21 protein-coding genes, 5 pseudogenes and 1 riboswitch are annotated in these 23,860 nt (G+C 37.3%); of the genes and pseudogenes, 21 read left to right on the top strand and 5 right to left on the bottom strand.

Annotated elements, in window-relative coordinates:
- The first annotated feature begins 20 nt into the window (after positions 1-20).
- From N8N51_RS00310 to rpsI, 12 genes are all read left to right on the top strand, one after another.
- Positions 21-524 carry a tRNA (cytidine(34)-2'-O)-methyltransferase gene (locus N8N51_RS00310; protein ID WP_125392910.1) on the top strand — a complete coding sequence of 168 codons (504 nt, stop codon included), beginning with the start codon at positions 21-23 and terminating at the stop codon, positions 522-524.
- 59 nt (positions 525-583) lie between these two features.
- A riboswitch (FMN riboswitch) is annotated at positions 584-802 on the top strand.
- A gap of 163 nt (positions 803-965) precedes the next feature.
- A complete protein-coding gene (locus N8N51_RS00305) occupies positions 966-1,529 on the top strand; it encodes an ECF transporter S component (RefSeq protein WP_000185833.1) in 564 nt (187 codons plus the stop codon).
- The gene (locus N8N51_RS00300) at positions 1,519-2,169 is read left to right on the top strand and encodes a phosphatase PAP2 family protein (RefSeq protein WP_049542531.1); all 651 of its coding nucleotides are present in this window, start codon (positions 1,519-1,521) and stop codon (positions 2,167-2,169) included. The genes N8N51_RS00305 and N8N51_RS00300 overlap by 11 nt, the downstream gene beginning before the upstream one ends.
- Positions 2,170-2,196: 27 nt before the next feature.
- Entirely contained in the window at positions 2,197-2,616 is a 420-nt protein-coding gene (locus N8N51_RS00295; protein WP_261012167.1) for a chromosome partitioning protein ParB, read from the top strand.
- A gap of 4 nt (positions 2,617-2,620) precedes the next feature.
- Positions 2,621-3,070 carry a GNAT family N-acetyltransferase gene (locus tag N8N51_RS00290; RefSeq protein ID WP_192855497.1) on the top strand — a complete coding sequence of 150 codons (450 nt, stop codon included), beginning with the start codon at positions 2,621-2,623 and terminating at the stop codon, positions 3,068-3,070.
- A 270-nt stretch (positions 3,071-3,340) separates the two neighbouring features.
- The gene (gene pheS / locus N8N51_RS00285) at positions 3,341-4,387 is read left to right on the top strand and encodes a phenylalanine--tRNA ligase subunit alpha (protein ID WP_031237702.1); all 1,047 of its coding nucleotides are present in this window, start codon (positions 3,341-3,343) and stop codon (positions 4,385-4,387) included.
- Positions 4,387-4,896 (top strand): GNAT family N-acetyltransferase, encoded by a 510-nt coding sequence (locus tag N8N51_RS00280; RefSeq protein ID WP_261103332.1) that lies wholly within the window; start codon positions 4,387-4,389, stop codon positions 4,894-4,896. Before pheS ends, N8N51_RS00280 begins: the two co-directional genes overlap by 1 nt.
- A 76-nt stretch (positions 4,897-4,972) precedes the next feature.
- Positions 4,973-7,378, top strand: coding sequence for a phenylalanine--tRNA ligase subunit beta (pheT, locus tag N8N51_RS00275; protein WP_261103329.1), 2,406 nt, complete (start codon positions 4,973-4,975; stop codon positions 7,376-7,378).
- A 235-nt stretch (positions 7,379-7,613) separates the two neighbouring features.
- On the top strand, positions 7,614-8,507 hold the full coding sequence (locus N8N51_RS00270) for an ABC transporter ATP-binding protein (protein ID WP_020902740.1): 894 nt from the start codon (positions 7,614-7,616) through the stop codon (positions 8,505-8,507).
- A complete protein-coding gene (locus N8N51_RS00265) occupies positions 8,504-9,703 on the top strand; it encodes an ABC transporter permease (protein WP_261103328.1) in 1,200 nt (399 codons plus the stop codon). The genes N8N51_RS00270 and N8N51_RS00265 overlap by 4 nt, the downstream gene beginning before the upstream one ends.
- A 215-nt stretch (positions 9,704-9,918) precedes the next feature.
- Entirely contained in the window at positions 9,919-10,365 is a 447-nt protein-coding gene (gene rplM, locus N8N51_RS00260; RefSeq protein WP_001044624.1) for a 50S ribosomal protein L13, read from the top strand.
- Between the two features lie 18 nt (positions 10,366-10,383).
- Positions 10,384-10,776, top strand: coding sequence for a 30S ribosomal protein S9 (rpsI, locus tag N8N51_RS00255; RefSeq protein WP_000075964.1), 393 nt, complete (start codon positions 10,384-10,386; stop codon positions 10,774-10,776).
- Between the two features lie 109 nt (positions 10,777-10,885).
- On the opposite strand, the pseudogene N8N51_RS00250 reads toward rpsI, so the two are convergent.
- Positions 10,886-11,109 (bottom strand): annotated as a pseudogene (locus N8N51_RS00250) (tyrosine-type recombinase/integrase); the annotation flags it as partial.
- Positions 11,110-11,350: 241 nt separating this feature from the next.
- Complete coding sequence (locus N8N51_RS00245) at positions 11,351-11,959, bottom strand: DUF1269 domain-containing protein (RefSeq protein WP_000429535.1); 609 nt, start codon at positions 11,957-11,959, stop codon at positions 11,351-11,353.
- A gap of 350 nt (positions 11,960-12,309) precedes the next feature.
- Between N8N51_RS00245 and N8N51_RS00240 the strand changes: the two are divergent.
- From N8N51_RS00240 to cadX, 7 genes and pseudogenes are all read left to right on the top strand, one after another.
- Positions 12,310-12,453 (top strand): annotated as a pseudogene (locus N8N51_RS00240) (IS982 family transposase); the annotation flags it as partial.
- Between the two features lie 3 nt (positions 12,454-12,456).
- Positions 12,457-12,790: pseudogene (locus N8N51_RS00235) on the top strand (diacylglycerol/lipid kinase family protein); the annotation flags it as partial.
- Positions 12,791-12,938: 148 nt separating this feature from the next.
- Positions 12,939-13,529 (top strand): annotated as a pseudogene (locus N8N51_RS00230) (IS256 family transposase); the annotation flags it as partial.
- Between the two features lie 180 nt (positions 13,530-13,709).
- Positions 13,710-13,988 (top strand): DUF6110 family protein, encoded by a 279-nt coding sequence (locus tag N8N51_RS00225; protein WP_002902306.1) that lies wholly within the window; start codon positions 13,710-13,712, stop codon positions 13,986-13,988.
- Position 13,989: 1 nt separating this feature from the next.
- Complete coding sequence (locus tag N8N51_RS00220) at positions 13,990-16,053, top strand: heavy metal translocating P-type ATPase (protein ID WP_247942167.1); 2,064 nt, start codon at positions 13,990-13,992, stop codon at positions 16,051-16,053.
- A gap of 299 nt (positions 16,054-16,352) precedes the next feature.
- On the top strand, positions 16,353-16,967 hold the full coding sequence (locus N8N51_RS00215; protein WP_000615746.1) for a CadD family cadmium resistance transporter: 615 nt from the start codon (positions 16,353-16,355) through the stop codon (positions 16,965-16,967).
- An 11-nt stretch (positions 16,968-16,978) separates the two neighbouring features.
- Positions 16,979-17,317, top strand: coding sequence for a Cd(II)/Zn(II)-sensing metalloregulatory transcriptional regulator CadX (gene cadX / locus N8N51_RS00210; RefSeq protein WP_000711087.1), 339 nt, complete (start codon positions 16,979-16,981; stop codon positions 17,315-17,317).
- 636 nt (positions 17,318-17,953) lie between these two features.
- Here cadX and N8N51_RS00205 read toward each other — a convergent pair.
- From N8N51_RS00205 to N8N51_RS00195, 3 genes and pseudogenes are all read right to left on the bottom strand, one after another.
- Positions 17,954-18,346 (bottom strand): annotated as a pseudogene (locus N8N51_RS00205) (site-specific integrase); the annotation flags it as partial.
- Between the two features lie 290 nt (positions 18,347-18,636).
- Positions 18,637-20,175: a response regulator transcription factor gene (locus N8N51_RS00200; protein ID WP_261103326.1), complete on the bottom strand. Its 1,539-nt coding sequence runs from the start codon at positions 20,173-20,175 to the stop codon at positions 18,637-18,639.
- Complete coding sequence (locus N8N51_RS00195; RefSeq protein ID WP_261103325.1) at positions 20,156-21,826, bottom strand: sensor histidine kinase; 1,671 nt, start codon at positions 21,824-21,826, stop codon at positions 20,156-20,158. The genes N8N51_RS00200 and N8N51_RS00195 overlap by 20 nt, the downstream gene beginning before the upstream one ends.
- Before the next feature lie 201 nt (positions 21,827-22,027).
- Here N8N51_RS00195 and N8N51_RS00190 point away from each other — a divergent pair, with 201 nt between their 5' ends.
- Entirely contained in the window at positions 22,028-22,945 is a 918-nt protein-coding gene (locus tag N8N51_RS00190) for an ABC transporter permease (RefSeq protein ID WP_000861542.1), read from the top strand.
- A gap of 17 nt (positions 22,946-22,962) precedes the next feature.
- Complete coding sequence (locus tag N8N51_RS00185; protein WP_001267167.1) at positions 22,963-23,859, top strand: carbohydrate ABC transporter permease; 897 nt, start codon at positions 22,963-22,965, stop codon at positions 23,857-23,859.
- Position 23,860: the final 1 nt, after the last annotated feature.

Here is a 23,860-nt window from a genome sequence, read left to right as displayed (position 1 = left end):
ATGGTAAAAGGAAGCAAGTCATGACAAATCACATTGTATTATTTGAACCACAAATTCCACAAAATACAGGCAATATCGCGCGTACTTGCGCTGCGACTAATTCTTTCCTCCACATCATCAAGCCCATGGGCTTTCCTATCGATGACCGCAAGATGAAGCGAGCTGGGTTGGATTATTGGGATAAGCTAGAGATTTATTTTTACGACAGTTTAGAAGATTTCATGTCTCAGATGAAGGGAAAACTCTATCTGATTTCGAAATTCGCTGAGAAAGTGTATTCTGATGTGGATTTATCGACTAACGAAGACCATTATTTTCTCTTTGGACGCGAAGACAAGGGTTTACCTGAGGACTTTATGCGAGAACATCCTGAGAAGGCTCTCCGTATTCCTATGAATGATGAACATGTTCGCAGTCTCAATGTGTCTAATACCGTCTGTATGATTGTCTATGAGGCTCTTCGCCAGCAGAACTTTGCAGGTCTTGAGCTTGTTCATACCTATGAAGTGGATAAATTGAAATAAAAAATGAAAATGAAAATGAACAAAATGCTTGCGCTTGCAAGCGTTTTTTGTTATGATAAAAGAGTCTTCAGGGCAGGGTGAAATTCCCGACCGGCGGTAAATTTGACTATCTATTTTAGCTTTCTCGTCGTTGTCTTGTCTCGATATACTTTAAGTATTATCTTCGACTGCGACGCCTAGATAAATCTAAAATATCTTAGCCAAATAAGTCCGCGAGCGCAAGCTGATGTGGTGAGATTCCACAACCGACAGTATAGTCTGGATGGGAGAAGACGAAAGAATAGCTTTGTCTGTTCTGATAGATTTATAGCTGAACTGTAACCGCTTGCTTGAATTTCCTTAATAGAGTGAGAGGGAACTTTTGGGATATAAAAAGTGAGAATAGATAGAGAAATCCTTTCTAACTTCTTCTGATTTTATAGAAAATTGGAGGAACCTGTTATGACAAACACACGTCGACTTTCGACTATTGCGATTTTATCAGCCATCTCATTTGTGCTGATGTACTTTGACTTTCCGCTTTTACCAGCGGCATCCTTCCTCAAGATCGAATTTAGTATCTTGCCAGTCCTTGTGGGCTTGGTGGTCATGGATTTGCCTGCTGCTCTAGGAGTTCTCTTGCTTCGCTCACTCTTGAAACTGCTTCTTAACAGCCAGGGAGTGAATACTTACATTGGTTTGCCAATGAATATCGTAGCTTTGGGAGTTTTTGTCATCGTATTTGCTTTGATTTGGAAAAAGGAACGGACAACCCTTCGTTTCCTACTAGGCTCTCTAGCTGGGACTATTGGTTTAACCGTGGCTATGTTGGTTCTCAACTATGTTTATGCTGTTCCTTTGTACGCTAAGTTTGCTAACTTTGATATTGGAAAAATTTTGGGACTTTCCAACTACCTAATGACCATGGTATTACCTTTTAACTTGATTGAAGGAGTAATCTTTTCCGTTTCATTCTGGTTGTTGTATATTCTCTTGAAACCAACTTTAAAACATTATGAGAGATAAACAAACATTTTTAATGAAGGGCAGTTTTGCCCTTTTACTTTTCGTTATTCTTGGCTATATGGTCAAATTTTACCCTGAAACGCTGGTCGGTTTTGACCAACCGATTCAGACTGCAGTTCGAGGAGACTTGCCAGATTATTTGACTATTCTTTTCCGAGCCATCACACGCTTGATTGATATTCCAGTGATTATCACTTGGGTTGTCATTACAGCTTTTGTCTTTTATCGTAAGCGGTGGAAGATAGAAAGTTTCTTCATGCTGGGAAATCTGGCTTTGGCAGGTCTTTTAATCGTGACCTTTAAAAATATTTACCAGCGCCCACGACCAGCTATTTTACACTTGGTTGAGGAGAAGGGATTTTCTTTCCCAAGTGGCCATTCTCTGGCTGTGACGCTGATGGTAGGGACTTTGATTGTTATTCTTAGTCAGCGGATTAAAGATTCGGTCTGGAGAAAAATCGTACAAATCGTCCTTGGCCTCTACCTAGTCAGTGTGTTGGTATCAAGGGTCTATCTGGGAGTTCATTATCCATCAGACGTTCTTGCCAGTCTCTGTGTGGGCTTGGGAGTCTTGTTTATCGAGTTTCCCTTCTATGACAAGCTACGCTTCCAATGGCGATTTAAAGGCAAGCAGAAGTGAGTATCAAATTCCCTTGAGGAGAAAGAAATGAAAGTCAATATAGCAGATCTTCATCCGACTCAACTATACTTATCAGAAAAGAAGTTGCAAGATATTCAGATGCTTTACCAGTCGGCAGAAAGAATCCAAGTCGATCCAATCAGTATTCTTGCCTTTGGAGATTGCTTGTTGATTACAGATGGGCATCACAGGGCTTATCAGGCTTTATTGGCAGGTCGGGATACGATTTCTGCTGAGTTTGATAGAGATGGTGGTGATGAACTATATCATCTCTATGCGCAAGCCTGCGAAGAAAGAAAAATTTACTCTGTTCTGGATTTAAAAAATCATATCTTAGCTCAAGATGAGTATGAAGCAAAATGGTATAACTGGTGTGATGGTTTTAATCAAGCAGCAACTCTTTTGTTGAAAAGGAAAGCAGATGAAACGGATTTTACAAATAGATAATGCACTGCGTCTTGTTCCTTATTATAAGGTCAATCATTGTGAAGAAGCTTTTGCTTGGTATCAGGATGTGAACTTGGTTCACCTCGTAGATGGTGTGAAGAGACCTTATAGTCAAGAAACTTTGGAAGCTATGTATTCCCATTTGGATCAGCATGGTGAGCTTTTTTGGATTGAAGTCAAGGAGAAGGGAGAATGGTTTCCAATTGGGGATGTTACACTATCTCAGGATAATCTCCCCATTGTGATTGGGAATTCCGCTTACCAACATCGAGGACTTGGGAAAAAGATTCTAAGTGCTTTGATTGAATTGGCTCGAGTAAAAGGATGGAAAGAATTGAGAGTCAAGGAAATCTACACCTACAATCATGCTTCTAGGAGGTGTTTCAAGTCGCTTGGATTTGTGGAAAATGGAGCAACAGAAAAAGGAACGAGTTTTGTATTGAAATTAGTCTAATCTAACTTGTTTTTTAACTCAAAATCTGATAAACTATATAGTAATTGAATAGAAATCTGCAAGACTAGTAACTCAAGGGAAGTATATCAGGGAGGAGAGCCGTGACTGCAAGCTCTCTATATGAAAGCTGGGTGAATTCACTTGCGCATGGATTTAGAAATGAAGGTCTGACTTGTCAGATGAAAACGGATGGTACCGCGTGTCAACGCTCCGAGTGGAGTTTTTGGCATGTGGTTTTCTTTTTATCTGCGAGAGACTGATGGAGGAATTATGTCAACTATTGAAGAACAATTAAAAGCGCTTCGCGAAGAAACGCTGGCTAGCTTGAAGCAGATTACTGCTGAAAATAAAAAAGAGATGCAAGATTTGCGTGTTTCTGTCCTTGGGAAAAAGGGTTCACTTACTGAAATCCTCAAAGGGATGAAAGATGTCTCTGCTGAGATGCGTCCGATTATCGGGAAACACGTCAATGAAGCTCGTGATGTCTTGACAGCAGCCTTTGAAGAAACAGCTAAACTATTGGAAGAAAAGAAAGTCGCAGCTCAACTGGCTAGCGAGAGTATCGATGTGACACTTCCAGGTCGCCCTGTTGCGACGGGTCACCGCCACGTTTTGACACAAACCAGTGAAGAAATCGAAGATATTTTCATTGGTATGGGTTACCAAGTCGTGGATGGTTTTGAAGTGGAGCAAGACTACTATAACTTTGAACGTATGAACCTTCCGAAAGATCATCCAGCCCGCGATATGCAGGACACATTCTATATCACTGAAGAAATCTTGCTCCGTACTCATACATCTCCTGTGCAGGCGCGTGCTATGGATGCTCATGATTTCTCTAAAGGCCCTTTGAAAATGATCTCACCAGGGCGTGTCTTCCGTCGTGACACAGACGATGCGACCCACAGTCACCAATTCCACCAAATCGAAGGTTTGGTTGTTGGGAAGAACATTTCTATGGCAGACCTTCAAGGAACCCTTCAGTTGATTGTGCAAAAAATGTTTGGTGAAGAGCGTCAGATTCGTCTGCGCCCATCTTACTTCCCATTCACAGAGCCATCTGTTGAGGTGGATGTTTCTTGCTTCAAGTGTGGTGGAGAAGGCTGTAATGTATGTAAGAAAACAGGTTGGATCGAAATTATGGGTGCCGGTATGGTTCACCCACGTGTCCTTGAAATGAGTGGCATCGATGCGACTGTTTACTCTGGCTTTGCCTTTGGTCTTGGACAAGAGCGTGTAGCTATGCTCCGTTACGGAATCAACGATATCCGTGGATTCTACCAAGGAGATGTCCGCTTCTCAGAACAGTTTAAATAATGATTAGAAAAGTAGAAAAGGCAGATGTTGAGGTGTTGGCTAAAATTGCCAAACAAACCTTTCGTGAAACATTTGCTCATGATAATACGGAAGAGCAGTTACAGGAATACTTTGAAGAGGCTTATAGTCTGAGAGTTTTGTCAACTGAGTTGGAAAATCCTGACTCCGAAACCTATTTCATTATGCATGAAGATGAGATAGCTGGTTTTCTCAAAGTCAACTGGGGAAGTGCTCAAACTGAGAGAGAATTAGAGGACGCTTTTGAAATTCAACGTCTCTATGTGCTACAAAAATTCCAAGGATTTGGATTCGGTAAGCAACTGTTTGAATTTGCTCTTGAACTTGCTACAAAAAATAGTTTTTCTTGGGCTTGGCTAGGTGTTTGGGAGCATAATACAAAAGCTCAAGCGTTTTATAATCGATATGGTTTTGAAAAATTTAGCCAACATCATTTTATGGTTGGTCAAAAAGTAGATACGGATTGGTTACTGAGAAAGAAATTAAGGTAAGAAGATGATTCTTCTATTGAAATGATAGGAAAGGAAAAGAACTAGAGTGGCAACTGTCATTCTGGAGAACTAAATTATGCTTGTATCTTATAAATGGTTAAAAGAATTGGTGGACATTGATGTGCCATCACAAGAGTTGGCTGAAAAAATGTCAACTACAGGAATCGAGGTAGAAGGTGTCGAATCACCAGCTGCTGGTCTCTCGAAAATTGTCGTCGGTGAGGTATTGTCTTGCGAAGATGTGCCAGAAACTCACCTTCATGTTTGTCAGGTTAACGTTGGAGAAGAAGAAGCCCGTCAAATCGTTTGTGGTGCCCCAAATATGCGTGCTGGTATCAAGGTTATGGTGGCTCTTCCAGGAGCTCGCATCGCTGACAACTACAAAATCAAAAAAGGAAAAATCCGTGGCTTGGAGTCACTTGGGATGATCTGTTCACTTGGTGAATTGGGCATTTCTGACTCCGTTGTACCAAAGGAATTCGCAGATGGTATCCAAATCTTGCCAGAAGATGCTGTTACTGGGGATGAAGTCTTCTCATACCTAGATTTGGATGATGAAATCATCGAACTTTCTATCACACCCAACCGTGCGGACGCTCTTTCTATGCGTGGAGTGGCTCACGAAGTGGCAGCTATCTATGATAAGGCAGTCAACTTTAAAGAATTTACTCTTTCAGAAACTGACCAAGTTGCAGCAGATGCTCTTTCTGTGGGCATTGAGACAGACAAGGCGCCTTACTATGCAGCTCGTATCTTGGACAATGTGACTATCGCACCAAGTCCACAATGGTTGCAAAATCTTCTTATGAATGAAGGTATCCGTCCTATTAATAATGTGGTGGACGTGACCAACTACATCCTTCTCTACTTTGGTCAACCAATGCACGCCTTTGACTTGGATACCTTTGAAGGGAGTGACATCCGTGTGCGTGAAGCGCGTGCTGGTGAAAAATTGGTGACCTTGGACGGTGAAGAACGTTACTTGGACGTGAATGACCTAGTCATCACTGTCGCAGACAAGCCAGTAGCCCTTGCAGGTGTTATGGGTGGTCAAGCAACAGAAATCTCTGAAAAATCTAGTCGTGTCGTTCTTGAAGCTGCAGTCTTCAACGGAAAATCAATCCGCAAGACTAGCGGTCGTCTCAACCTTCGTTCTGAGTCATCTTCTCGCTTTGAAAAAGGGATTAATGTGGCAACTGTTAACGAAGCCCTTGATGCGGCGGCTAGCATGATTGCAGAACTTGCAGGTGCGACGGTGCGCAAAGGCATCGTTTCAGCGGGTGAACTTGATACCTCTGATGTGGAAGTTTCTTCAACTCTTGCTGATGTTAACCGTGTCCTCGGAACTGAGCTTTCATATGCTGATGTAGAAGACGTCTTCCGTCGTCTTGGCTTTGGTCTTTCCGGAAATGCAGACAGCTTTACAGTCAGCGTCCCACGTCGTCGTTGGGATATCATAATCGAAGCGGACCTCTTTGAAGAAATCGCTCGTATCTATGGTTATGACCGCTTGCCAACTAGTCTACCAAAAGACGATGGGACAGCTGGTGAATTGACTGCGACGCAAAAACTTCGTCGCCAAGTTCGTACCATTGCTGAAGGGGCAGGTTTGACAGAAATCATCACCTACGCTCTAACAACTCCTGAAAAAGCAGTCGAGTTTACGGCTCAACCAAGTAATCTTACTGAACTTATGTGGCCAATGACAGTAGATCGTTCTGTCCTCCGTCAAAATATGATTTCTGGTATCCTAGATACAGTTGCCTACAATGTGGCTCGTAAGAATAAAAACTTGGCCCTTTACGAGATTGGAAAAGTCTTTGAACAAACAGGTAATCCAAAAGAAGAACTTCCAAATGAAATCAACAGCTTTGCTTTTGCCTTGACAGGCTTGGTTGCTGAAAAAGATTTCCAAACAGCAGCAGTTCCAGTTGATTTCTTCTATGCTAAGGGAATCCTTGAAGCGCTATTTTCTCGTTTGGGACTCCAAGTAACCTATACGGCAACATCTGAAATCGCTAGCCTTCACCCAGGTCGTACAGCTATGATTTCACTCGGTGACCAAGTTCTTGGTTTCCTTGGCCAAGTGCATCCAGTCACTGCTAAGGCTTACGATATTCCAGAAACGTATGTGGCTGAGCTCAACCTTTCAGCCATCGAAGCTGCCCTTCAACCAGCTGCTCCATTTGTGGAAATCACGAAATTCCCAGCAGTTAGCCGTGACGTTGCCCTCCTTCTCAAGGCAGAAGTGACTCACCAAGAAGTTGTGGACGCTATCCAAGCTGCCGGCGTGAAACGTTTGACAGATATCAAACTCTTTGACGTCTTCTCAGGCGAAAAATTGGGACTTGGTATGAAGTCAATGGCTTATAGCTTGACTTTCCAAAATCCAGAAGACAGCTTAACGGACGAAGAAGTCGCACGCTATATGGAAAAAATCCAAGCGTCTCTCGAAGAAAAAGTCAATGCAGAAGTGCGTTAAAGTATCAATCCATCCTTCGGGGTGGATTTTTGCTTTTCAAATAACAATTCAGGATCAAAAATAGACAGTTGAGGAACAGAAGAGATAAATTAGAATTTAGCACTGTATAATGTACTCATAACTCAAAGTACCCCAAGATTTTTTACTAAAATGAGGATGATAAAAATGGACAGAAATCATTGTAAAGGCTATCAAAAAGGAGTATAATGAGTGCAAGACATTTCGGAGGTGAAAGATGCTAGAAGTAAGAAGTCTAGAGAAAAGTTTTGGACCCAAGCAAGTTTTGTTTGGTATTGACTTTCAAGCGCGACCAGGTCGTATTTTGGGACTAGTCGGAAAAAATGGTGCTGGGAAGACAACGATTTTCCATAGTATTTTGAAGTTTTTAGAATATCAAGGAGAAATCAGTCTAGATGGTCAGGATATTCGTCAGGAGACCTACGCTCGGATTGGCTATCTACCTGAAGAACGCAGTCTCATGCCTAAATTGACAGTCCTTGAACAAGTTCGCTACTTGGCGACTCTAAAGGGCATGGATGCCAAAGAAATCAAGGAAAAACTCCCTCAATGGATGAAGAGGTTGGAAGTGAAAGGGAAGCTGACTGATAAAATCAAGAGTCTGTCAAAAGGAAATCAGCAGAAGATTCAGCTCATTATTACTCTGATTCATGAACCAGACTTGATTATCTTGGATGAGCCTTTCAGTGGCTTGGACCCAGTCAATACAGAATTGCTCAAGCAAGTCATTTTTCAAGAAAAAGAACGTGGGGCAACCATTATCTTTTCTGACCATGTCATGACCAATGTTGAGGAACTTTGTGACGATATTCTGATGATTCGAGATGGCCGTGTGGTCTTGCATGGGCCGGTTCAGGATGTCCGCAATCAATACGGGAAAACGCGTCTCTTTGTTTCAAGTGAACGAAGCAAGGAAGAATTGGAAAACCTTCCTCATGTCAAACAGGTGAGCTTGACCAAACAAGGCAGTTGGAAATTGATCTTGGAGGATGAGAGCGCTGGAAGGGAACTCTTCCCAATCTTGACTCAGGGGCAATATATCGCAACCTTTGACCAGCAAGCGCCAACAATCGATGAAATCTTTAAACTAGAATCAGGGGTGGAAGTATGAGAAATATGTGGGTTGTAATCAAGGAAACCTATCTTCGACATGTCAAATCGTGGAGTTTCTTCTTTATGGTGATTTCGCCGTTCCTCTTTTTAGGAATCTCTGTAGGAATTGCCTATCTCCAAGGCTCTTCAATGGCTAAAAATGATAAAGTGGCAGTAGTGACAACAGTGCCATCTGTAGCAGAAGGACTGAAGAATGTAAATGGTGTTAACTTTGACTATAAAGACGAAGCAAGTGCCAAAGAAGCAATTAAAGATGAAAAATTAAAAGGCTATCTGACCATTGATCAAGAAGATAGTGTTCTAAAGGCAGTTTATCATGGCGAAACATCGCTTGAAAATGGAATTAAATTTGCAGTTACAGGTACACTCAATGAACTGCAAAATCAGCTTAATCGTTCAACGGCCTCCTTATCTCAAGAGCAGGAAAAACGCTTAGCGCAGACAATTCAATTCACAGAAAAGATTGATGAAGCCAAGGAAAATAAAAAGTTTATTCAAACAATGGCAGCAGGAGCCTTAGGATTCTTTCTTTATATGATCCTGATTACCTATGCGGGTGTAACAGCTCAGGAAGTTGCTAGTGAAAAAGGCACAAAAATTATGGAAGTCGTCTTTTCTAGCATAAGGGCTAGTCACTATTTCTATGCGCGGATGATGGCTCTGTTTCTGGTGATTTTAACGCATATCGGGATTTATGTTGTAGGTGGTCTGGCAGCCATTCTACTCTTTAAAGATTTGCCGTTCTTAGCTCAGTCTGGTATTTTGAATCACTTGGGAGATGCATTCTCGCTGAATACATTGCTCTTTATTTTAGTCAGTCTCTTTATGTACGTAGTCTTGGCGGCCTTTCTAGGTTCTATGGTTTCTCGTCCTGAGGACTCAGGGAAAGCCCTGTCGCCTTTGATGATTTTGATTATGGGTGGTTTTTTTGGAGTGACAGCTCTAGGTGCAGCTGGTGACAATCTCATCTTGAAGATTGGTTCTTATATTCCCTTTATTTCGACCTTCTTTATGCCATTTAGAACCATTAATGGCTATGCAGGGGGAGTAGAAGCATGGATTTCGCTTGCTATTACAGTGATTTTTGCAGTGGTAGCAACAGGATTTATCGGACGCATGTATGCTAGTCTCGTTCTGCAAACAGATGATTTAGGACCTTGGAAAACCTTTAGACGTGCCTTATCTTATAAATAGAAGAGCCTCGCGAAAGCGAGGTTTTTTAGAGATAAAAAGAGTGGAATTCAGAAAAATATTTTTCATATCTATTGACTTTTAGGGGTGAAATTTGGTATTATAGTAGGCGGTATTGTTTACCCCATTTGAAAGGCCCCGGAACCTTCCAAATACTTTTCGATGGGAAGGAACACCCATCACCGTAAACAAAAATCGAACTATATATAGGAGAAATCATGAACAAAACAACATTTATGGCTAAACCAGGCCAAGTTGAACGTAAATGGTACGTAGTTGACGCAACTGATGTACCACTTGGACGTCTTTCTGCAGTAGTTGCTAGCGTACTTCGCGGAAAAAACAAACCAACATTTACACCACACACTGATACAGGTGACTTTGTGATTGTTATCAATGCTGAAAAAGTTAAATTGACTGGTAAAAAAGCAACTGATAAAATCTACTACACTCACTCAAACCACCCAGGTGGATTGAAACAAATCTCTGCAGGTGAACTTCGTTCTAAAAATGCAGTACGTTTGATCGAGAAATCAGTTAAAGGTATGCTTCCACACAATACACTTGGACGCGCTCAAGGTATGAAGTTGAAAGTATTTGTTGGAGCTGAGCACACTCACGCTGCACAACAACCAGAAGTTCTTGATATTTCAGGACTTATCTAAGGAAAGGAACAATAAAGTATGTCACAAGCACAATATGCAGGTACTGGACGTCGTAAAAACGCTGTTGCACGCGTTCGCCTTGTTCCAGGAACTGGTAAAATCACTGTTAACAAAAAAGATGTTGAAGAGTACATCCCACACGCTGACCTTCGTCTTGTCATCAACCAACCATTTGCAGTTACTTCAACTGCAGGTTCATACGACGTTTTCGTTAACGTTGTAGGTGGTGGATACGCTGGTCAATCAGGAGCTATCCGTCATGGTATCGCTCGTGCCCTTCTTCAAGTAGACCCAGACTTCCGCGATTCATTGAAACGCGCAGGACTTCTTACACGTGACTCACGTAAAGTTGAACGTAAGAAACCAGGTCTTAAGAAAGCTCGTAAAGCATCACAATTCTCAAAACGTTAATCAATACGATTATATCAACGTTTACAGACATTCAAGAATTATTTCTTGGATGTCTTTTTTGTTTCAAAAAATCAAAGTTCACCCCAAAATTCACCCCATATTCACCCCATCAATTTTTTAAACTACGAAAAGCAATATCACCTACAGTCTGATTGACTTTATCTTTGATATTAACGTAAGTTTTTGTAATCTCTTTATCACTATGAGTAAGAGCTTCTGAGAAGGCTTCAAGAGAAACCCCAGCTTGTTTTGCGAGTGTCGCACCAGTATGTCTTAGTTGTGTGGGGAAGCTGGTGCTAGTTCAGGGTGCCTGCGTCTGACTGATTTCATCTTGATAAAACTTAAAATCTTTCTAATTATAACAAAGCATAGTCAAAAAGCTATGACCTCTATATTCACAAAAAAATCCAGACCAATACTAGTCCAGATTTCTTGTCTATTAAACACTCTTTTCAAAGAATGGAAGAACGGCTGTAACGGATTTGTCAACGCAATTATTTAACTGTGAGAATCCGACGCACATAAATTTTAAATGGTGTCTCAGTCACATTTAAATTTATGAGACGCTTAGACGTTAGGCTTTCAATTTATCAAATTTTGATTTGATGTTTGCCTTGAACTCTTCAAGTTTGGCCTTGCGATCTGCTTTACGTTCAGCCTTCATTTGCGCACGCGCTTGGTTGTAGAGGTCTTCTTGGACTTGCAGGGCTGCTTCAACTTCAGCTACGACGGTTGCTACATCCCAACGCACGATTTGGGTGTCGTACTTGGTGAAGTAAGCATCGATGACTGCTTCGTTGTTTTCTTGCACCAAGGCGACAACGGCTGTTTCGCCGTCGATCAATTTTTGAGACACAACGTCAATCAAGCCAGCTTCTGCCGTATCAACGGTATCACCAGCAGCCAAACCATAGAGGCTGCCAATACCATAACCAAACAAGACGCCGATGGGACCACCCAAAAGCCCGATAACTGCACCGAGCAAGCCACCTTCTAGGGTTGCATCCGTCGTTGAATCTTCAAAGTCATAGCGTTCTTTTTCAACGATGTGACCGTTTTCATTTTTGACCAAGGCGATTTGAGCAACCTTGGTCGTCTGAGTTTGGCGGAAAGCCTTCAAATCCGCAAAGGACTGATAAGCTTCGCTTTCAGTGTTAAAGACTGAAACTACTAGGTTTTCCATAGTTAGTACCTCTTTTCTAAATATACACATTCATTATAATACAGTTTCAATCATTTTTCAATCATTTTAGTGCGACATTTTAATTGATATGTCGCGTTTATCAGCGTTAAAGAACAGTTTCAGGCAGCGGTATATCTTTGCCATATCCCAGCCCAGACACTCTGGAGACTCTGAGTGACTATCAAGAAAGATGTCCATCAGATTCTTAAAGCCTCCCGTGCAAAAAGTAAATAAATAGTGTTTTTCCTGTATGCCTGTCACACGGCTAAAAGACCGCTTGACCAAATCTTCCAGAAAATTATAGCAGATATTATGTACCAGCTCTGTGTAGCGAGTCTGATGAGCGTGCCGAATCACATCGACACTTTTATAGAATCTGCCAACTGTTTCCTTATGGTCGAATCCTTGAAAGAAGTCGCTTTATTCGTCGGTCAAGACAATTAATTTGGCTGGTGCAACTGATTCGCCAAGCTATGAACAAGCAATTATTACCTTTTGAAAGCAAAAATGGCAATTATGAAGGTGAAGCTACTCAGGTCTTAGTTCTTCTATCCAATTACTATGCAGACAAAAAACTATTTGATGAAAATACAGATGAATATGGAAATATCTTGATTTTAAAGGATTCATCTATCATTTCTAAATTATCGGCTATCCCAGATTTATTAAAAAGGGGATCTAGTAGGTAACAATAATATCGAATATATCAAAGTACGCAATATTAGGATTTCTTCAGAGGTTGAGTTAGAGTCAGATGTTGATGGGGATAAGTCGGATAATCTGCCAATAGATATAAAAATACTAGAAAACAGGCTTGAAAAAGGCTCGTAAAGCTAGCCAGTTCTCTAAACGTTAATTCGTTGCTGGACAGCAGAATACAAACGAAAACACTTTGCATCTTGCAAGGTGTTTTTTTCTATGAGAACTGGCGGTGCGCAATTAGGATAGCTCTAGCGACTTTAGTCGCATAGAGATATGCTATGCACAGTTGCCTCAAGAAAACAATGCTTCTTGGTCCACCCTGTTAGACAAGCTTCAAAACCAAGGAATCCAACAGATTTCTCTTGTAGTTACAGATGGCTTTAAGGGGCTTGAGCAGATTATCAGTCAGGCTCACCCATTAGCTAAACAACAATGTTGCTTAATTCATATTAGTCGAAATCTAGCTAGTAAAGTGAAACGAGCAGATAGAGCGGTTATTCTGGGGCAATTTATAATGATTTATCGTGCTGAAAATTTAGAAATGGCAGGACAAGCTTTAGAGGACTTTCTCGCCGAATGGAAACCAAAGTATAGGAAAGTCATGGAAAGTCTGGAGAAGACGGATAATCTTTTAACTTTTTATCAGTTTCCCTACCAGATTTGGCACAGCATGTATTCGACAAACCTCATTGAGTCTCTTAACAAAGAAATCAAACATCAAACGAAAAAGAAGGTTCTTTTTCCTAATGAGGAGGCTCTGGAACGTTACTTAGTTACGTTGTTTGAAGATTATAATTTCAAGCAAAGTCAACGAATCCATAAAGGGTTTGGTCAATGTTCTGATACACTTGAAAGCTTATTTAATTAACACTCCGTAACTCTACTTAAGTGTTTACACATAATTATTGACAGTATCAAAAAATAAAGTATATTGTTTTCATCATAATATAATTAAATATCAGTATAGAGAATTTTATCTATATATCAGATATCAGCAATTGCTTTTGCTGTCATTTTTCGCTACAATAGTTACAAGGAGGAAATAAACATGTTAAAAGAAGTATTAAACGTCGTAAAAGTTGCGAAAAAATCATCTCTCTTCTTAGGAGGGGTAGCATTTGGGACGCTTGGCTTGAAAGTCTTAGCAAGTAAAGAAGCTAAGAAAGGCTATTCTAAGGCCTTGGCTAAAGCTTACAAATTGAAAGATGGACTGGATGCATCTGTTTCTGTTGTAAAACAACACGGTGATGATGTTTTACAAGACGCTAAATATTTATACGAACAGGAAAAGAAAGAAGAACAATTAGATAGCCTGACAGGTGAATAATATGTCTTTTAAAGTGCTACACAGAGGATATCAACATATCCGATTATCGTCCTCGTTTTCACTGACCTTGGATATTCAAGATTATCTTCGTTCCTTGGCTAAAGATGAAAAAGGGATCGACTCTATTCAGTTTTATATGGATCAGCAGCACTTTACTCTACGTATGAAAGAAGGCTTCTCTGTATTAGAAAATGCAGAGGCCTTTTTAAAAAAAATTGACAAGGGGAAAGTTTCGGACTTGATGACTCTTCCCATTCGTAGAGAAGAGAGTGCTTATTCAATTGTATCGGGTGCAGCGATTAAGCGTTTGCTGTTTCGAAGTTTTGTACCCTACCCTATTCGTTATATTTGGACTTGTTATCAGGCTTTGGGTTATGTCAAAGAAGCCTATCAAACTTTAACGCGCAAGGAACTAACCATGGAGGTCTTGGACTGTTCGGCCATTTTGTTGTCCTTGTTTATGAACCAATCCAAGACAGCTAGCAACATCATGTTTATGCTTGATTTGGGTAATCATCTGGATCAGTGGTCTTTAAAAAAAACAGCAACAGATTTGGAACAAAGCCTTCTTGCTAAAGAAAGTGATGTTTTCTTAGTGCGGGGAGACATGGTCATCAGCATCAAGAGTTCTGATGTTCAAGTAGGTGATGTATTAGTTGTCTCCCAAGGTAATGAAATCTTGTTTGACGGCCAAGTGGTTTCAGGATTAGGCATGGTCAATGAGAGTTCCTTGACTGGAGAGAGCTTCCCTGTTGAAAAGAAAGAGGGAGATTCTGTATGTGCGAATACTGTTTTGGAAACAGGAGAGTTAAGAATTCGTGTGACTGATAATCAGATAAACAGTCGTATTTTGCAACTCATCAATCTGATGAAAAAATCTGAAGAGAGTAAGAAGACAAAACAACGTCATTTTATTAGGATGGCAGACAAGGTTGTAAAATATAACTTCTTAGGTGCTGGTTTGACTTATCTGTTAACAGGTTCGTTTTCAAAAGCCATTTCCTTTTTATTGGTGGATTTTTCATGTGCTCTAAAAATATCCACACCTGTAGCCTACCTTACGGCCATAAAGGAAGGTCTAAATCGAGAAATGGTTATTAAAGATGGTGATGTATTAGAAAAATATCTGGAAGTGGATACTTTCTTGTTTGATAAAACGGGTACCATCACGACGAGTTATCCTTTGGTTGAAAAGGTTCTTCCTTTCGGAGATTATACTGAGAAAGATATTTTAAGAATAAGTGCATGTTTGGAGGAACATATCTATCATCCTATTGCCAATGCAATTGTTAAACAAGCTGAAATTGAAGGCATTGAACACGAAGAAATGCATGGCAAGCTTCAGTATGTTGCAAGCAAAGGGATTAAATCGCAAATTGATGGTCAATCGGTTGTCATTGGAAATTATGTACTAATGCAAGACGAACAGGTAAGAATTAGTTCTGAGCAGCTGGCCTTGATTGAGCAATATAAGACTCATTACAATTTATTGTTTTTGGCTTATAAGAAAGAATTAATTGGGATGTTTTGTATCCACACTCCCTTGAGAAGCGAGGCGAAAGTTGCATTGAAAAAGCTAAAGCGCCAAGGGAAAAAACTGATTCTGGCAACTGGTGATACGTTGGCTAGAACAGAAGAGTTGGTTAAAGATCTGCCATTTGACAACGTTTATACTGATTTAAAACCAGATGGTAAGTTTCAGTTGGTTCAGGAATTACAGAAAGCTGGCCGAACTATTTTGATGGTTGGAGACGGGTTAAACGACTCTGCTGCCTTGACGCTTGCAGATATTGGGGTTGTGATGAATGAAAGTGCTGATATTTCTAAGCAGATGAGTGATATTTTATTATTAGATAATCGTTTAGATTTCTTCGAGGAATTGAATTCTTTATCTGAATCGTTGCAGAAATTAATTCAAAGAAATATTCAAGAAACAGTTGTAATAAATGGAAGTTTAATTGGATTTGGGTTGTTAAATTGGTTAAGCCCATCTAATCTTTCGATATTGCACAATCTGACTACTTTAAGAATCGTCCTTCGTAGTCTTTCTATTAAAAGTAGGTAAGAGACCGAGAAGCTGAGGTTATAAAAACTAAAAGGAGTTGTCTCATTTGAGAATAACGGTTCTTTGTCAACTGTAGTGGGTTGGTGGAAAATTATACCCTGGAGAGGACCAAATTGGTTCTCTCCTTTTAAATATTGAAAAAACCATTGGCAGTGGACATACTTTAAGACTATATATTTCTGAAACTAGTTTCACAATACAAATATTGACATGCAATTATTAATTGGTGGATTTTAAGTTGACATCTACAAAGTTTAATGTTAGAATACATTCAAAAATATATTTGAATGAGGTGTTTTATGATTCAAAATGTTGTTACTTCAATAATCCTGTATTCTGGGACAGCCGTAGACTTACTTATTATCCTAATGTTATTTTTTGCCAAAAGAAAAAGCAGAAAAGACATCATTAACATCTATTTAGGACAATTTCTAGGCTCTGTTAGTCTAATATTGCTAAGTTTGCTTTTTGCATTTGTCTTAAATTATATTCCTAGTAAAGAGATTTTAGGTTTACTCGGTTTGATTCCAATTTTCCTAGGCCTCAAAGTTTTGCTTTTAGGAGATTCTGATGGAGAAGCTATTGCAAAAGATGGTTTGCGAAAAGACAATAAAAACCTGATTTTTCTAGTCGCTATGATTACTTTTGCAAGTTGTGGCGCTGACAATATTGGTGTCTTTGTCCCATATTTTATTACCTTAAATTTAGCGAATTTGATAGTGACTTTACTTACTTTTCTAGTCATGATTTATCTCTTGGTTTTTTCTGCCCAAAAATTAGCACAAGTCCCTTCTGTTGGAGAAATTTTGGAAAAATATAGCAGATGGTTTATTGCCGTTGTCTATTTAGGATTGGGGATATATATCCTGATTGAAAATAACAGTTTTGACATACTATGGACTATATTAGGCTAGGAGAAAATATTATGAAAAAAGATAGTATCTGCCAAGTGAATGTTATAAATCAGCAAAATATTACAACCGCAACGAACTACCTTGAAAAGGAAAAAGTCCAAAAATCACTTCGCATTTTAACAAAATTTACCGATAATAAGCAGATAAATATCATCTTCTATCTTCTTGCTGTTGAAGAACTCTGTGTCTGTGATATAGCCTGTTTACTAAATCTCAGTATGGCATCTGCCTCCCACCATCTTCGTAAACTAGCCAATCAAAACATCTTGGACACTAGAAGAGAGGGGAAAATTATATATTATTTTATAAAAGATGAGGAAATTAGAGATTTTTTTAATCAACTAGGATAACAACTGTTTTTACTACTTTTCCATGATTATAGGGGATTATATATGAAATTTTTTGATGAAAATTACTCACAAGAAATAATATATAGAACTATTTAAATATCTTCAAGATAGAAAAAGAAATTGCACTGGCACGGAGAAACTGTACATAAGATTTGTGATACAGTAGTTCGTATTTCTCAACTACATAAGCTCCGAAAACTAAAAAGTGATAACCCTTTGATAACCTCTTGATTTTTAAAAGGGTTATATATGTAAAGATTGAGGATTTATCTCTCAAAAGTACTTAATTTTAGTGATAATTTACCATAAATATCTTGATGTAGAAAAAACCAGGTCTTAAGAAAGCTCGTAAAGCATCACAATTTAGTAAACGTTAATTCGAAAGAATTACTATACTTACAAAGAGCACCTTTCGGGGTGTTCTTTTTGTACTTTCTTACTAAATTGGTGCAATTGACACAGTTGTTGCGACTTTAGTCGCTTATAAATGTGGCTGCAACCTGACAAAGTCAGTTGCCTCAAAACGTTAATCAATACGATTATATCAACGTTTCAAAGCACTCAAAAGTTTACCTTATGGGTGCTTTTTTCGTGTTTTTTTGAAAAGTTCACCTCAAAGTTTACCTTATTTTCATCTTATTGTTTTAGAGACTTTAAAGCAAATTCACCAACTGCCATAGGAGCTACATTAGAAGTATTTACATAAATCTGAGTTGTTCCTGTGTCACTGTGTGTTAGAGCCTCAGAAATAGCTTCTAAGCTTATTCCTGCTTGTTTAGCAAGCGTTGCTCCTGTATGTCGCAGTTTATGAGGTGTAGCATGTGCCAACTCTTTATGTCGCTTTCTGATGCTTTTCATTTTATTGTTTAGATAGTCAGCATGTAAAGGCTTGTTGATGTTTCCTCTTGTGTCGATATATGTAAAAACAAATTGTTCTGGATTACTGATGATGCCAAACTTTGCTAGTTAATATTTTTGTTGCTCTTTCTAAGAGGTAAGAAGCTGAAGTAAGTCATTAGAAATAGAGAAAATAGGAAATATTTCCATAATAAAACGCATATTATCAGGTTTCTTTGAACTGCACCCCAAAAGTTAGACAGAAAAAATCTAACTTTTGGGGTGCAGTTCAGTAAAAGCTTGATAGTATACGTTTTATCCTAGAAATATTTGCTGGCTGTTTTTCTCAAACTGACTTTTTAAGAAGTTACCTTATCAGCAATTTCAAATAAGTTTATGGAGCTATCTTTGGAAAAACTGTAGAATTTCAAAAATTACTACAGACCTTGAATTTTACTTATCATTTCAATGATTTAGATTGCTTACATTTTGTTTTGATAAGTTTTACGGTAATCTCCAGGAGAAAGTCCAGTCCTTTGTTTAAAAATTTTAGTAAAGTAAGAATAATTATCATACCCTACTTGACAAGATACTTGTGATATCGAGATATTTGTTTGAGATAGGAGAGATTTAGCAGCATTAATGCGCTTATCCGTTATATATTTAACAAGAGTTTCTCCAGTTTCTTTTTTAAAAATTCTAGCTAAATGATCTGCACTGAGATAAACAACATCTGCTAAGATAGAACGATTTATATCTTCATAGTAGTGATGATCTATGTATTCGACGATGCGTTGAATACTATTTTTTTGGTTTTCAATGTTTGTTGCAAATTTCTTAGCATGTGACCAGTAATAATCAAAGTAATCCTGAAAAGATTCAATTGAATGAAAGCGTCGTTGGAATAAGAAATCATGAGTGCTGTTTTGGAATAATTTATGTGCCGAGATTCCATTTTGATCTAGATATATTCCTATTTGTTGAGTCCAATCTAGTAAAATTTGTTGTAGTGTGAAAGTAGGTATTTGAGAATTATAAGCAAGTGAATTAATTTTTTCTCTTAATTCGTATTCACTTAAGGTATCTAAAAAAGTAATTGAAAGAGTTTCTGTTTTAAAAGAAGTTGGGAAACTATGTGGAACACATGTAATAGTATTCCAATAAGAAACATATTGTTCATTATAAGTGTAGAGTTCTTTGGTATGAAATAAAATATCGGATATTTTATGGCAACTCTTATATATAATGTTTGAGTATTTACTAAAGTTATTAGAAATTTGAGAATGAATCTCATATGCTAATTTGTCACTACGTTTTGATGAGTCTACTCTAAAAAGACAAACATATTGATCAACCTGGCTTTCCATCTTAAACAAACTTATCAGTTTATAAGAAGGTTGTGAAATTCTTTGAAGTTCTCTTTTTAGTTGAGAAGTCCATGATGGAGTTTCTACAGAATAATCTTCTTCATTAAGATTAATGGTTAAAACTGCAAGAAAAAAATACTGGTGTTTTTGAAGAATAAAATCTTGTTTGATTGCTATGTTTTCTAGTTCATCAATGCGAGAAATTTGAGGTTTTCTAAGGTAATCATACCAGAAATTATCTTCTATTTGTAAAAGTGCATCATTTTTTCCATTTAAGTTATGATTCTCAATTTTACTAATGGCTTTTTGAATAATAAATTCTAATTTTTCAAAGTTAATGGGTTTTAGATAGTATTCAAAGCTTTGCAATTCAATTGCTTTTTGAGCATAGTTGAAGTCGGCGTAATTAGTTAAAAAAATTGTTTTTATATCATATTTTTCATTTCTAATCCAAGATAAGAGTTCGAGGCCGCTGCCTTGAGGCATTTCTATATCGCTTATCATGAGATCAATAGGATGCTCTCTAATAATATTTTGAGCTTGAGTGAGGCTATAGGCAACATAAACAATGTCAATGTGTAGTTTATCCCAATTTATTTTCTCTCGTAAAGCCTCAATGATAAAGCGATCGTCATCAACTAATAAAATGTTCATTATAACCTCCGTCTATAATCTTGTATGGAATGAGTAAAAGAATTTTAGCTCCACCTTCTTCATTATTTTCAAATGTAATAGTATAGTCGTTGGGATAGAGAAGATTTAAACGTTCGATGGTGTTTGTTATCCCGATATGATGTCCATCTTCTGTTATTAGAGACTGTTTCTGATTTAGTTTTGATAAAATTTCTTCAGAGAAACCTGGACCATTATCTTCGATACAAATCTGAATATAATCTGAGTCCTCAGTTTTTACTTTTTTTATTGATAGTAAAATTGTAAATAAATCTTGAAATGAAAAACCGTGTTTTATTGTGTTTTCAATAAACGTTTGTAACAGTAATGATGGAACAAGAGTATTTTGTAAATCAGAATTGTAGTCTAGTGAAAAGTAGATACTATTTCCATATCGAATTCGTTGTATTTCTAAATAATCTTTAATATGCTGAACTTCATCTTTAAGTTCTGAAAAATCTTGATTAGCCATAAATAAATGACGGAGATAATTTGAAGTTAGGATAGTTAATTCTTCAATTTCCTTGTAGTTTTTTGTTTGAAGCATACTATGAATCATTGATAACATATTCAAGTAGAAATGCGGTCGGATTTGATTTTTAAGATAATTAAGTTCAATCTTCTTAAGTTCTAGTTGTGAATGGTATTCCCGTATTTTTAATTCTTGCATGTCAAATATTACTTTATTAAGTTTATCATTTGCCTTATCAATTTCTAGTATACCTTCAGATATAAAAAATTCAGAAGGGGGGATGGAGTCCCCAAGTTGAGAGAGCCGTTCAGTGAGTCTTGTTATAGGTTTAATCATCCACTGACGAATATACAGGATAATGATGATTGATAAAATGGTGATAATGATAGGAACGGCTGACAAAAATACTTCTAAGAATGTGATATTTCTAAAGACTTCGGCATAATCGACTAAAACATAAATATCGAAAGGTAAATGCGTTTTTTCATTTTGAGCATGAATTAGATAGTTTTCGGAGGGTATATTGTTAGGCTCTTTTAGGGAAAGTTTACCATTATTTCCAATATTGAGTTTTTTGAGAGGTTTTAGGATATCTTCTGAAGATATGACGGCATAAATGATTTTTCCTTCGTAATGAACAGATTTAACTAAGTATTCACTGTTTTTAGTAGTTACATTTTTCCATTTACGGTCACTTATATCACTACGCAATGATTTTAGATTTGATTTTAACAGTAGATAATCTTCATATGGAATATAAAGATTGGAGACATTTATAAAATAATCAGTACTATCGGTTTCTAATAAGAATGTCATATGAGTTTCATTTTGATACTCAAACTCTGTAAAGCTAGTTTGAACTTTTTTAAGATTTTCTTGATATTCAAGAAACGTTTGTACATGATTTAATTTCTCTAAAGATTCATTATGCGTTATTGTTGAGTACATAAAGCGTTCTACAGAATGCAATTTCTCATTAACAGAATCAGCATAAATTTCAATTGAACTACGTAAGTGTACTATATTTTGGTTTTTAATAAAATTTCTGGTTATGTTACTCATAGCAATATTGATTAAAATATTTATCAATAGTAGCACAAGTAGGAGTTTAAAGAAAAAATGAATAGAATGTTTTTTTGATAACTCGTGATTTAATTTCATATACTAGTCTCCTATTTAAATTATAGCACTTTGAAAATACGATATCATGTACAAAACAGATATGTTTTATCAAGATGTCGGAAAAGTAATAGTTCTTAGAACTGATAAACTGAAAAATTGATAAACCTAGTCCAAAAAGTTATATTAAGGGAATTCTTTTTGGTGTAAAATAATCGTAGAAAATCAGATAGGAGGAAAAAAATGAAAGTAGCATCTCAACTTCATAAAATAAAATTAAAGCATAGTATTCCGTTATACATATTACTTTTTCCTTCAATATTGCTATTAATTTTATTTTCCTATATTCCCATGTTGGGATTAATTATTGCATTTAAAGACTATTCACCAGCTAATGGTATCTTTGCTAGTCAGTGGGTAGGATTTAAGTACTTTACTCAATTTTTCTCATCATTCCAATTCGGGACAACTATGTTCAATACATTAAAAATTTCACTTTATAGTATTGTAGTAGGATTCCCCTTGCCTATTATACTAGCTATAATCAGTAATCAGTTAAGAGTTGGGAAATTTAGAAAAATATTTCAAGTGACAACTTACTTACCTCATTTTATCTCTACAATGGTTATGTGTGGGATGATTATCTTATTTTTATCTCCTACTAGTGGTTTGTTAGCAAATGTATTTAAGTCTGTTGGAATTACTATTCCAGATTTTTTATCAAAACCTACTAGTTTTGCAGGTGTTTATGTTTGGAGTGATGTATGGCAACATATTGGTTGGGATAGTATTATTTATCTGGCAGCGCTTTCTGCAATTGATCCTACATATTATGAGGCTGCAACTATGGATGGCGCTTCTAGGTTACAAAAAATTAGGCATATAGAATTACCATTACTTTTGCCAACTGCTATGATTTTGCTAATATTAAGAGCAGGTAGTTTATTAAGTGTAGGGTTTGAGAAAGTGTTACTATTACAGAATCCTCTTAATTTAGCAGGAAGTGAGATAATTTCGACCTATGTTTATAAAGTTGGTATGGTGAATTTTCAGTATAGTTATTCGACAGCTATAGGGTTATTTAACACCGTAGTCAATCTAATAATTTTGTTATCTGTTAACTGGTTCTCAAAAAGATATACTAGAACGGGTCTTTTTTAAAGGAAGGAGTGCTTAAAGTGAGATGGTTTCATAAATCAAGAAAAACAAACTCTGAATTATTATTTGATATAGTTACCTATGGTTTAGCAATTTTCCTTATCCTGTTAATTGTTTATCCGTTATGGTTTGTAGTGATTGCATCTTTTAGTAATCCTTCAGATGTTGCAAATGGAAAGGTATGGTTTATTCCTAGAGAATGGAAATTAGATGGATATTTACGTCTTATTCAACAACCTTTATTCTTACGTAGCTATCTAAATACCATTTTATATACTGTTGTTGGTACCTTAGTTGCTTTAGTAGTCAATATTCCAGCTGGTTATGCTTTATCTAGAAAAGAATTAGTTGGTAGAAAATGGATGAGTATTCTATACATAATCCCTATGTTCGTATCAGGTGGCTTGATTCCTACCTACTTAACAGTAAAGAATGTTGGCCTAATTGATACATTTTGGGTAATGGTAATCCCTTTTGCGGTTTCATCATACAATATTATTGTTGCCAGAACTTTCTTTAATAATAGTATTCCAGACGGGATGTGGGAGGCTGCGCAAATTGATGGATGTGGTACAATTCGTTATTTTATTAAGATAGTCGTTCCTTTATCAAAAGCTATTATAGCAGTTATTGGACTTTGGACTGCAGTTGGTATTTGGAATTCGTGGTTTAATGCTTTAATTTATTTAACGAATGAAAATTTACAACCATTGCAATTAATTTTACGACGTTTACTAATTAGTAACCAAATGTTACAATCGCAAGCAACAGGAGAAGTGGCATCAGATCTTCGTATCAAGGCCGATATGATGAAATATGCAGCAATTGTTATTTCAACCGCTCCGATTATGTTGTTGTATCCCTTTGTTCAAAAATATTTTAATCAAGGCGTAATGATTGGCGCGTTGAAAGAATAGG

Source organism: Streptococcus mitis (assembly GCF_946188685.1).
Taxonomy (GTDB): Bacteria; Bacillota; Bacilli; order Lactobacillales; family Streptococcaceae; genus Streptococcus; species Streptococcus mitis_CC.
The sequence above is the reverse complement of the archived record's forward strand: the minus strand, read 5'-3'. Positions and strand labels throughout refer to the sequence as shown.